Source organism: Psychrobacillus sp. FSL K6-2365 (assembly GCF_038003165.1).
GTDB lineage: Bacteria > Bacillota > Bacilli > Bacillales_A > Planococcaceae > Psychrobacillus > Psychrobacillus psychrodurans.
In genome coordinates this window covers 1,749,970-1,761,706 of sequence record NZ_JBBOOO010000001.1, presented here as the reverse complement: position 1 = coordinate 1,761,706, position 11,737 = coordinate 1,749,970, and the positions used below count along the sequence as shown (strand labels likewise).

Annotated in this window: 11 protein-coding genes and 1 other RNA gene; 2 read left to right on the top strand and 10 right to left on the bottom strand. The window is 36.1% G+C overall.

Going from position 1 to position 11,737, the window contains the following annotated elements; genetic code table 11:
• Positions 1–2 precede the first annotated feature (2 nt).
• The 6 genes from rnpB to MKY29_RS08405 form a co-directional block, all read right to left on the bottom strand.
• An RNA gene (rnpB, locus tag MKY29_RS08430) (RNase P RNA component class B) lies at positions 3–386 on the bottom strand.
• Between the two features lie 225 nt (positions 387–611).
• Positions 612–911 (bottom strand): cell division regulator GpsB, encoded by a 300-nt coding sequence (gpsB, locus tag MKY29_RS08425; RefSeq protein ID WP_090561685.1) that lies wholly within the window; start codon positions 909–911, stop codon positions 612–614.
• Positions 912–990: 79 nt separating this feature from the next.
• Positions 991–2,265, bottom strand: a complete 1,275-nt coding sequence (locus MKY29_RS08420) for a ribonuclease H-like domain-containing protein (RefSeq protein WP_340879510.1) — start codon at positions 2,263–2,265, stop codon at positions 991–993.
• Positions 2,255–4,534 carry a DEAD/DEAH box helicase gene (locus MKY29_RS08415; protein WP_340880833.1) on the bottom strand — a complete coding sequence of 760 codons (2,280 nt, stop codon included), beginning with the start codon at positions 4,532–4,534 and terminating at the stop codon, positions 2,255–2,257. Before MKY29_RS08415 ends, MKY29_RS08420 begins: the two co-directional genes overlap by 11 nt.
• The gene (locus tag MKY29_RS08410; protein WP_269920931.1) at positions 4,527–4,895 is read right to left on the bottom strand and encodes a YppE family protein; all 369 of its coding nucleotides are present in this window, start codon (positions 4,893–4,895) and stop codon (positions 4,527–4,529) included. Before MKY29_RS08410 ends, MKY29_RS08415 begins: the two co-directional genes overlap by 8 nt.
• Positions 4,896–4,970: 75 nt before the next feature.
• Positions 4,971–5,126 (bottom strand): hypothetical protein, encoded by a 156-nt coding sequence (locus tag MKY29_RS08405; RefSeq protein WP_211893974.1) that lies wholly within the window; start codon positions 5,124–5,126, stop codon positions 4,971–4,973.
• A gap of 183 nt (positions 5,127–5,309) precedes the next feature.
• Here MKY29_RS08405 and recU point away from each other — a divergent pair, with 183 nt between their 5' ends.
• Complete coding sequence (recU, locus tag MKY29_RS08400) at positions 5,310–5,909, top strand: Holliday junction resolvase RecU (protein WP_090561692.1); 600 nt, start codon at positions 5,310–5,312, stop codon at positions 5,907–5,909.
• A 21-nt stretch (positions 5,910–5,930) separates the two neighbouring features.
• Positions 5,931–8,615: a PBP1A family penicillin-binding protein gene (locus MKY29_RS08395; RefSeq protein ID WP_340879509.1), complete on the top strand. Its 2,685-nt coding sequence runs from the start codon at positions 5,931–5,933 to the stop codon at positions 8,613–8,615.
• 132 nt (positions 8,616–8,747) lie between these two features.
• Here the strand turns inward: MKY29_RS08395 and MKY29_RS08390 are convergent, their stop codons facing one another.
• From MKY29_RS08390 to asnS, 4 genes are read right to left on the bottom strand one after another with little or no spacing between them, the layout of a single operon-like run.
• Positions 8,748–9,038 (bottom strand): YpoC family protein, encoded by a 291-nt coding sequence (locus tag MKY29_RS08390; protein WP_340879508.1) that lies wholly within the window; start codon positions 9,036–9,038, stop codon positions 8,748–8,750.
• Positions 9,025–9,681 (bottom strand): endonuclease III, encoded by a 657-nt coding sequence (gene nth / locus MKY29_RS08385; protein WP_340879507.1) that lies wholly within the window; start codon positions 9,679–9,681, stop codon positions 9,025–9,027. Before nth ends, MKY29_RS08390 begins: the two co-directional genes overlap by 14 nt.
• Before the next feature lie 9 nt (positions 9,682–9,690).
• The gene (locus tag MKY29_RS08380) at positions 9,691–10,401 is read right to left on the bottom strand and encodes a DnaD domain-containing protein (protein WP_241598837.1); all 711 of its coding nucleotides are present in this window, start codon (positions 10,399–10,401) and stop codon (positions 9,691–9,693) included.
• Positions 10,402–10,441: 40 nt separating this feature from the next.
• Positions 10,442–11,737, bottom strand: coding sequence for an asparagine--tRNA ligase (gene asnS / locus MKY29_RS08375; RefSeq protein WP_340879506.1), 1,296 nt, complete (start codon positions 11,735–11,737; stop codon positions 10,442–10,444).

The following is an 11,737-nucleotide window of genomic DNA, read 5'->3' as shown; positions in this document are numbered from 1 at the left end:
CACTCAATAAGCCATGTTTTGTTTCCACGGTACTCAAACGGTGCATTACCTCGTACGTTTGTGGATGGCAATCATCTATCTACAGATTAAATCTGTTCTTCTATCCGTTCAATTCCTTCAAGAAAATGCCCCTACCATAATTTGGGTTTCTCACTCGTGGGGTTTACCTCGTTCCACCTGTATAGTTTCCTATACAGCTCCGTCACTGTGGCACTTTCAGAGATTGTCAGCCATATCCTAAGACTTAGGCCTTCATCCCGCCGTCAGCTATAAATAGCTGCCTTAGTTTATTTTTTCACTAAGCACGAACACTACATTCATCTCAGAATTGTGTGAGCATGGACTTTCCTCTACAATGTCAAGCATTGCAGCGATTGCCCGAATATATAAGTGGTATAACTATTATATACGAAATACTTGTTAGTTTCAATACAAGATTACATTAAATTCGCTTTGTTGTATTGCTTCACTTTGTTCAGATGCTAGAAAAAAGTGTATCCTGGTTTTACACCAACTTACATGTTAAATAACACAAAAAAATTGTGGTTTATGAAAGAGGCTTTATGTTCTCTCAGTAGGCGTTTTCCATTCAATTGAAAGAACTTAAGTAATTATTCGTACAGTTTACTGCCGAAGACATGTTTTTCAAGATGTGAAAGACGCTTTAAAATATCAAAATTAGTTGCTCCGGTTTGTGGAGGTGCAGCAGCCTGTGTTCTCTTTGGTAATTCTTCTAGTTGCTCTGTCAATTTTTTGTTTTCTAATTGAAGTTGAGCTAGTCTTTTTTCAAAAGCCTCGTAATCTTGAATGATATCGTCTAAAAAAACATCAACTTCTTCTTGGTTATAACCTCTTAAGCCCGTTTTAAATTCTTTTTCTAATATATCAGAAGCCTTTAGTTTAAATTCCATATGGTATCTTCCTTCCATCTACAATTAGCTACTCGTATTATAGCATATCATTGTCGAATAATGGAGTTTTTTCAGCCAATTATATGCGCTTTTTGTTGTGTTCTGCGCTTTCCCGGGAAATATTTAATTTCCGGATTATTCTTGTTTCCCTTTTAATAAGTTCTTTTTTCAAGCGTGAATGCATGTCTGTATTCAGTTTTGCTTCATAATCTATACATTGCTGCGTCATTTCTAGAGCTTTTGGGAAATTTTTAAGTTGATGTTCGAATAGCTTGGCCAACTCGATAAATACCTCAATGCGATATTTCCCAGAAATCTCTTTTAAAGCATGGGTGAAAGCTAAATGACTATCCTCGTATAAACCAACTCTTTTTAGATGGAGTCCAACAAAATAATAAGCAATACTTGACTCTTCGTCTGAAAAATTATTTACTACAAAAGTAAACCAATCCAAACTTCTATCCATCGTTTTTAAATCACGAAACCATTTTCCTATATTCGTATAGGTTGTTGCTGTTTCAACTACTTCCTTCTCTTGAAGTAACTCCACTGAGAGAATATACAAAGTAACTAGCGATAGAATATCCCATTCATTATGTTTTAACACTTTCATCAAATTGATAGGATTCCCACTTTTCACTGCATCAAAATATATTATTGGTGCAAGATGACCAGGAACATCATTTTCTCTTCTAAAACCAAGCTTCATTTCCTCAATTTGTTTTAACTTAAAACGATCTAACTCTCCCTTCCAAATTCTTTTAGAGGAATGCATTAAGTCAATTTGGTGATGTTGCATTAGCCGCGGCAGATTATTTCTATTCATCGTCCATCTTGTAACTAATTGAGGTAGGTCAAAACTCTTTCCGTTATAAGTAATCATAGTTTGTTCGTTTTTCCAAAAACCAGTCGCTTTTAAAAAGCTTACCTCTTGCCCTGGATCTGCCAGTACATATTGTGTCAGCAGAAACCCATTGTCTACTACTTTCAAAATTCCGTTTAAGAAAATTAGCACTCCAGCGCCTTTTAACCCAGTAGTTTCGGTATCATAAAAACTAAAAGGACTTTCTTTTTCAATTGTTAAAGGGTGAGTAGGATATACTTCTTGCATAAATTTTATTGCCTGTTGTAGCTTATTAAGCCCAATATTTCCATGTATATGCTCCGAATGATAAAAAGTTTCCTTTACAAAGTAAAACCCATTTTCATCCTTTATAAACTTCAGACCCGCATTTTGCCATTGTTCAACATAAAAGGGAAGCGCCATATCCGACACTTCCTTTTTTTCTATTTGTTCTACGGGTTTCTTTTTTATTAAACCTTTCATTTCCATTAGTTTTTTTTCATACGACATGACGGCCCACCTGTAATAAATGAAGCAACTTAATAACTTCTTTTTTTAAATTTAGTTCAGCGTCCTGAGCACCGATACATGCCGGACATCCATTAATACAAGAACAATTCTCTACCTGCTCCGTTACTTTTGGTATCAACTCATTCCAAAGGTCGTACATTCTTTCGGACAAACCAATACCACCCGGATAACTATCATACATATAAAAAGTAGGTTTTTCTTCGTGAATAGATTTTACCTGTGGTACAACATGAATATCCTTTGCGTCACAATGAATAAATAGAGGGATAAACGCATGTAATGCATACGAAACTCCAGTCATTGCATCTGACAGTAATGTGTCTTTCCAGTCTTCAGGCTTATCAAAACTAAACCATGTAGAAGAGGTGTGTAATTCTAATGGAGGTAAATGGATTTGACCGGAACCGATGTTATCATGCGTATCGAATTTAATTTTTTTAAATATAGTTGGTTGTGCTAAAACAATGATGTCACCGAACCTGAGCATACCAATTTCCGCTTCTTTTATTTTGTCTTCACTAAGCACTTTTAGCTCTATCGCAATATTGGCATCTGTAAAGTAATCGACATCGACCTCTCTTACAAATGCTTTCTTTTCTTCCCAATCTAAAATTTCTACTTGAAATTGAGTACCTTGATGCAAGTAAATAGCTTCTTCATGAAGTAAGGTCATCGCACTATATTGATCCATTTCACCAATAACCCTCGTTTTAGTTGGAATTGACTGATCAATAATAATGACGTTCTCTTGAGAAGCAGAACGTAGACTTATATTGCTTGCAGGAAAACTATCAGACATCCAATGCCATTTTTCAGACGTTTTTAAAAGGACCCCTTCGCTTTCTAAAAATGCGAGTAATTCCTGTATAGAAAATTCCGCATACGAATCTACAGGTGAAAAAGGCAGTTCAAATGAAGCACATTTCAAATGGTCCATTAAAATAATCATATTATCTGGATGAATCCTAACTTCCTCAGGAGACTGTCCAAGAAAATATTCAGGATGTTTAACCACATATTGGTCAAGAGCAGTCGACCCAGCCACATAAATAATAAGTGCTTCATCCTGTCTTCTGCCTGCTCGACCAGCCTGTTGCCATGCACTTGCGATGTTCCCAGGATAACCCGTCATAATACATGCCTGTAGCTGACCAATGTCTACACCTAACTCTAGCGCATTTGTACTTACAACTGTTCTAATTACCCCTTCTCGTAAACCCTTTTCAATCGTCCTTCTTTCTGAAGGTAAATAACCACCGCGGTATCCTCGTATAGTTTGATCATTAATCTTTTTACTTACTAAAGACTGTAAATACGTCACAAGCATTTCTACTCGAACCCGACTCTTCGCAAAAACAATAGTTTGAATACCATTTACGTATAATTCCCCCGCTAAATCTCTCACTTCTAAAACAGCACTTCTTCGTACATTAAATACAGGATGAACTATTGGGGGATTGTAAAATACAAAGTGCTTTCTTCCTGCTGGCGCACCGTTCTGATTGATCAATTCATGAGTTGTATTTGTTAAATTATCTGCTAATTCTTTTGGATTTTTTATCGTCGCAGAAGTACAGATAAACTGTGGATAGCTACCATAATATGCACATATTCTTTTCAGACGTCTAATAACATGCGCAACATGACTTCCAAATACTCCCTTATATGTATGAATTTCATCTATTACAATATACTTTAAATTTTCAAATAGCGTTACCCATTTTGTATGATGCGGTAAAATTCCCGAATGTAGCATATCGGGATTTGTTAATACAATATGACCTGATTTTCTAATTTTTTGTCTTATACCTGGAGCTGTATCTCCGTCATATGTATAACTAAGTATTTCTTCCCCAGTTGCTTCAATCAAATTATTTAGATCACTTTTCTGATCTTGTGCTAATGCCTTAGTTGGAAATAAATATATTGCCCGTGAAGTTGGATCTTCCATAATCGATTGTAATACTGGGAGATGATAACAAAGTGACTTACCAGAGGCTGTTGGAGTGATAGTAGTATAAGACTTACCAGTTGAAGCAGCATCGAAAGCGAGTCGCTGATGTATATATAACTGATTTACACCACGACTTTTTAACGCCTTTTGAATAGACGGATGCATAGTCTCTGGAAAAGGGGCAAAAATCGCTTCTTTTTCTTCTGTTGTATGAATATGTTCAATTTGTGGAAAGCGATTTCCATCCACTTTCCACTCATCTAATAATTGTTGGATACTCTTTTTTTCAAGCATGCTCATCCCCTACCTCCTTAATAGCTTGGGCAATTGTTTCTAGCGTATATTTGGATGAATGGACAGCTGAAAGAAACCTCTTTTTGCTTGTGCCCTTGTAGTAAGATTGGACGATAAACTGTTTCATGGAGTCAAGTAATGAGTCAATTTGGCTCGGGTGGACATATTTTGGACGTTTTACTTGTATCCATTTCCGAACCAGTTGTTCCCATTCAAAACATATCTCATCTATTTTATATGCATGTGGCTTCACATCTGTAAAAAAATCTGGTTCTTTATCTAGTTCTCTATATAAGTGAAAACGCGAAATACAATCGTCGCATTCTTTCATCAACTGGTTACTAAGCTTTAATAATGACAAAGTGATCCCTCGCATTCTAGTTATAGTTTAGCAAATTCTCACCTATATTACTAGTTTTAAGCGAACGTACATTCTTTATAATTTATTTTCGATTTTTTCGAGCTTTCCAAGAAGTCGAAACGAGTTTTTACTAAAATCCTCTTCAAACTTGTCCTGTTCGTCATTTAATCTATTTTCTAATAAAAACTCCAGAAGTTCTAACTGATCTATAAGTCTTTCAATTTTATTCATCATATACTCCTCCTTTTTAGAGGTATATTCGCTAGTTTTACATTCTCTCCTTCCTGTTTGACAAAGCATCTTCTTTAAAGACAAAACAAGTGTTTACTCGACATCAAGAGAAATGAAACCTTATATATTAGCTGTTCGTCTAATGTACTTGTGATAAACTAATAGCATAAAGAGGTGATTATTTTGGCTATTCATTATCCAAATGGAAAAGCGTATATCCCGGTTACCAAAACAACAAAAGAAAAGAAAAAAGATTACTCTTTCAGTAATAGGGGTAAGACGTTAGAAGACGAAATAAATGATGCAAATGAATTTTATATTGCACAGGATATTGCTGTAATTCATAAAAAGCCAATACCTATACAAGTCGTCAAAGTAGATTACCCATCTAGGAGTAGTGCAGTTATCAAAGAAGCATATTATCGGACACCTTCTACAACTGACTTTAATGGAGTATATAAAGGTAAATATATTGACTTTGAAGCAAAAGAAACGGAAAATAGAACAGCATTTCCTTTAAAAAATGTTCATCTTCATCAGGTTGAACATATGAGAAAAGTTTCTAAACAATCGGGAATTACCTTCCTACTCGTCCGTTTTTCTGCATTAGAGCGTTATTTTTATTTACCTTTTGAACAATTATCGTTATTTTGGGATAGAATGCTAACAGGGGGAAGAAAATCTATTGCTTTATCCGAAATGGAAACAAGCGCTATAGAGATTACTCCAAAATATGCACCAAGAATTGATTATATAAAAATAGTTAATGACTTGAACGTATAAAGTGAAAGTGAGGAGACGTTTATGAGTGAGCAAAAAATGACTCGTGAACAACGCAGAAAACAACAAGAAAAAAAGAAACAACCTAAGACACCAGCTAAATTATGGATGAAAAGAATATTGTTAACTATCGTAATTATAGGAGTTGTAGGACTAATAGCTGGAGGATCCCTGTTTGCCTTCTATGCAAGCAGCGCGCCTGAACTGGATGAAACAGCTTTAAAAGATCCTATTAGTCCAAAACTATTAGACGCTAATGGAGACCTATTCGCAACAGTCGGAGCAGAAAGTAGGGAATATATTCCTTACGATGAAATTCCAAAACAAATGGAAGATGCAATCATCGCTACTGAAGATGCTCGTTTCTATGATCATTTTGGAGTAGATGTATTACGTTTAGGAAAAGCAGTACTTGCTAACGTCACAAATGGTTTCGGCGATCAAGGAGCGAGTACAATTACACAACAGGTAGTAAAAAATTCATTCCTTACAAATGAAAAAACATTAAAAAGAAAAGCACAAGAAGCTTACCTTTCAATTCAACTAGAAAGGGAATATGAGAAAGAAGAAATATTTGAAATGTACTTTAACAAAGTTCTAATGTCAGGAAGAATATACGGATATGGAACAGCAGCTCAGTATTTTTATGGTAAAGATTTAAAAGATCTTACATTAGATCAATACGCTGTACTTGCAGGTATGTCGCAACGTCCAAATGCGTTTAATCCGTTTAAGGATCCAGAGCTTACAGAGAAAAGAAGAAATGTCGTTTTACACTTGATGAACCTACATGGCAAGATTACAGAGGAAGAAATGAAAACAGCTCAAGCAGTTCCAATAGAGGATACTCTCCTACCTGAGGATCAGCGAGTTGCCAACCAAGATTCCAAATATGATGCTTTCATAGATATCGTATTAAATGAACTAGAAGCCAATGGTGATGGAAACGCAATTTCTGAGGGAATTACTATCCACACTACACTGCAACCAAATGCACAACAGCAAGTAGAAAAAACATTAAATTCCGATATGTTCCCTACCGATGATATTCAGTCGGCTGTAGCAGTAATTGATACGAAAACAGGAGCTATCGCTGCTGTTGGTGGTGGCAGAAATTATGGAGCTGATAGAGGTTTTAACTATGCTCAAGACATGACTACACGTTCACCCGGCTCGACGATTAAACCATTAATCGACTATGCCCCAGCAGTAGAATTTTTAGACTGGTCGACAGGACATACACTTGTTGATGAAAAGATAACTTATACTGGATCAGAACAAGTAGTACGCAACTTCGATGGAAAATATAAAGGTAAGATGACATTTAGAGAAGCGTTATATAATTCCCGAAACGTTCCTGCAGTAAAAACACTGCAAGAAGTAGGAACAGATAATGCACAAGAGTTTGTTAACCGATTTGGAATTGACCTAGGTAATGTAACAGAAAGTAGTGCAATCGGTGGTACATCGAAAGCAATGTCCCCTATTCAAATGGCTGGAGCTTACGCGGCATTTGGAAATAGTGGAATCCATACAGAACCATATGCAATTAACAAAATTGTTTATCGAGATGGAAAAACAGAAAAAAATTATAAACCAAAAGCAAAAGAAGTTATGAAAGATTCTACTGCTTATATGGTTACCGATGTGTTACGTGATGTAATGACAAAAGGAACTGGTAAGCGAGCTGCTATCAGCGGTTTAGATATTGCAGGCAAAACAGGAACATCTAACTATAGTAGAGATGATATGAAGAAATGGGACCTACCAAGCAGCGCCTTTCCTGACGTTTGGTTTGCTGGTTATTCCACAGACTATTCAATTGCTATTTGGTCTGGATATCCAGAGATGAAAACACCGATGACTACTAATGAGGAGCGGAACCTACCTCAAAATATTTTTAAAGAAGTCATGGCTAACATTTCTGCTGACTCAGCAAATGAAAAATTTAGTAAGCCCAATTCTGTTGTAGAGGCTACGATTGAAAAAGGCTCAAGTCCACTTAAACTGGCAAGCGAATATACACCAGATGAACTAAAATTAACGGAACTATTTGTGAGAGGCACGGAACCTACAGCAGTTTCTGAGGAATATAAACAACTCGAATTAAACAGTCCATCCAATCTTTCAGTGGAATATGATGAACTAACATCAACTGCAACTTTAGCGTGGGATTTTGAACAGGAAGATCTTGAATCTGAAGTTCAATTTGAAGTGGCTGTTACGATAGATAATGGACCACCTGAAGTAATTGAAACAACTAAGCAAAATGGGTTAATCGTCCAAAGCCTTATTCCAGGAAGTACCTATGTATTCAGTGTAACAGCAGTTTCTGATGATATTCGCAGCGAAAGTGTCCCTGTAACGTTAACACTAGAAGCTATCGTTGAAGAGGATTTAGATGATTTAGATCCAGATGGAGAAGACGTAGAAAATCCAGATGGTTCGAATAATGGAAATGGAAACGGAAACAGTAATGGAAACAACAATGGAAATAATAATGGTAGTAGTAACGGTAATAATAACGGTAATAACAGCGGGAATGGGAATGGAAATGGCAATGAAAACGGGAATGGGAACAGTGGTGGAAATGAAAATGGATCCGATTCAGGTGATGAAACTGAAAATCCAGATGGCGGTTCAACGGAAACTCCACCTACTGGGACTGGAGAAACCGGCGGAAATGGTGAATCTGGAACTAATCCTTAATAAGATATAATAAAAGTAGCAGGTCATGACATTAGTCAAGACCTGCTACTTTTTGTTAAATATTGGACATGAGAGAAGAACATTGATAGTACTGGAAAATGAGAGTTATCTCTAACTTCAAATCCGATCAATCTAATGATTCATTTGTGCTCGTATGCGCGCAATTTTTTTCTTAGTTTCCTTAAAGAGCTCCTCAAGTTGAACAAATGCAACATATTTTACCATATTCGATTCGATAAATATTACGCGTTCTATATAGTTTAGTGGAGCAGCTTCTGCTACCTCATTAAGAATAGCCATAAGAAGATCGATGCCCTTTCGCATTAGTTCAATCTTTTTATTATCATTTGTTTTAATTAATACTATTAGTTCTTCGCGAATAAATTCCCATTCATCCAAATAACGTAGACTACAGAGCGACAATTTTATTCATCCTCTTCTTTCCTTCTCTACAAACCGAAAGTAGGGGGCATTCTGGGCAATTTGGATTTTGCGCTTTACAATGATAACGACCAAAAAAGATTAATTGGTGATGAGTTTTGGACCATAATTCCATGGGCGTCTTTTTCATCAACGTTTCTTCGACTTGTAGAACGGAATCCTTCCACCTGCAAAGTCCCAAACGTTTAGAGACTCTCTCTACATGCGTGTCTACTGCAATCGCTGGGATATCAAATGCGACAGAAACTACTACATTTGCTGTTTTACGACCTACTCCTGGGAAAGTAGTAAGTAAATCACGATTAGGTGGTACTTCCCCATCATATAATTCGATTAGCTGTTTACTAAGCGCTTGAATATTTTTAGCTTTATTTCGATACAAACCAATCGAACGTATATCAGTCTGTAATTCTTCGATGGATACAGCTAAATAATCCTCTGGTTTTTTGTATTTTTGAAATAAGTTTTTTGTTACTTTATTCACTAACACATCTGTACATTGTGCTGAAAGCAAAGTAGCGACTAATAATTCGAATGGATTATCGTGAACCAACTCACAATGAGCATCTGGGAACATTCGCTCCATTTCATCCAAGCAATATAACCACTGTACTTTTGTAAGCAAAATTTACACCTACTCTCTTTCTTCTAACCAGTTGTAAAAAGGCACTTTCAAACTGGAAGATGGTTGTTCTGATGTTTTTTGTACTGGAACATGCTGTCTAAATTGTGCCGACTGATTTTCAGCAGCTTCTACAGTTTTAATATTTTTCTTTTTCCAATCAAATAATATTCGATCTATATAGCGAAGACTCAATTTTTGTGAAAGTACTGCTTCCTTTAAGGCTAATCGGATGAGTGACGCAGAATGCTTGTCTTGATCAAACCACATACCTATAGTCTCATATTCCATCGGGGATAATAATCGACCAAATTCTTGCTCGAATAATTTATATATATCCCCTTCCTCTTCCTTGCTACGAAGATCCTTTACATCATTTTGTTGCTGCTCCATATAATCTACTAGCAGCTCCCATAATTGATGGAATGCATAATATTCATAATGTATACCATTTTGATCTAAATGCTGCTCTATTTGAATTAACCCTTTTTGCATTAGGCGTTGTAAAATAGTTACTACTTTATCTTCACTAAAATAAGTACGTTCTACTAAATTTTGTGGGGTAGGAAAATGAATTCCTGCTTCTCCATAAGCGATTAAATGTAATAATAGAATAGCTTCTTCATCTCTTATATTAATCGCTTTATAATGACTAAAAAAAAGCTGGGAAATAGTTACATTCCCCTGCTCAGTCCAGATACGGAGTCGATCTCGCTTTTGCATTTTCGTACTCCTTTCTCTCTATATAATTTCTATTTACTTATTATGGATACAAACGATTTAATAAACGTGGAAATGGAATAGACTCACGAACATGTTCTGCTCCACTAAACCACGCTACTGTACGCTCTAGTCCTAGTCCGAAACCAGAATGAGGTACAGAACCTTGTTTACGTAGCTCTAAATACCAAGCATACGCTGATTCATCTAGATTATGCTCTGCAATACGTTGCTTCATAAGGTCATAATCATGAATACGCTCAGAGCCACCAATAACCTCACCGTAACCTTCAGGAGCGATTAAATCTGCACATAAAACTACATCATCACGTTCAGGGTGTGGTTGCATGTAAAAAGGCTTAATGCCTACTGGATAGTGTGTAATAAACACCGGTTTATCATAACTTTCTGCGATGGCAGTTTCATGAGGCGAACCAAAATCATCTCCCCACTCTATATCATCGAAGCCTTTTTCATGTAAAAACTTAATAGCATCATCATATGAAATACGTGGAAATGGCGCTTGAATATTTTCTAATTTCGAAGTATCACGACCAAGACGTTCTAATTCTAATGTACAGTTTTTCAATACTGATTGAGCAATAAATGAAACATACTGTTCTTGTACTTCTAAGCTTTCTTCAAATTCAACAAAAGCCATCTCAGGTTCAATCATCCAGAATTCAATTAAGTGACGACGTGTTTTAGATTTTTCTGCACGGAATGTAGGTCCGAAAGAAAATACCTTCCCTAGTGCCATAGCTGCTGCTTCCATATATAATTGACCTGATTGAGAAAGAAATGCATCCTCGTCAAAATATTTAGTATGGAACAATTCAGAAGTTCCTTCTGGTGATGAACCAGTTAAAATAGGTGGGTCCATTTTTACAAAGCCATTCTCATTAAAGAATTCATATGTAGAACGTATAATTTCATTACGAATTTTCATAATCGCATGCTGCTTTCTAGAGCGTAACCATAAATGACGGTTATCCATTAAAAACTCTGTACCATGTTCCTTAGGGGTAATAGGGAAATCTACCGCTGCATGAATTACTTCTATTTCTTTTACCTGAAGCTCATAACCGAAAGAAGAACGTTCATCTTTGATCACTTCACCAATTACATACATGGAAGTTTCTTGAGTTAGCCCTTTTGCAGTTTGAAAAATTTCTTCTCCAACTTCTTCTTTTACTACTACACCTTGTACAAATCCAGAACCATCACGTAATTGTAAAAATGCAATTTTACCACTTGAACGTTTATTCGCAAGCCAAGCACCCATTTTTACTGTTTCACCAGCGTGGTTGGACATATCTTTAATCATGATTTTTTTCAT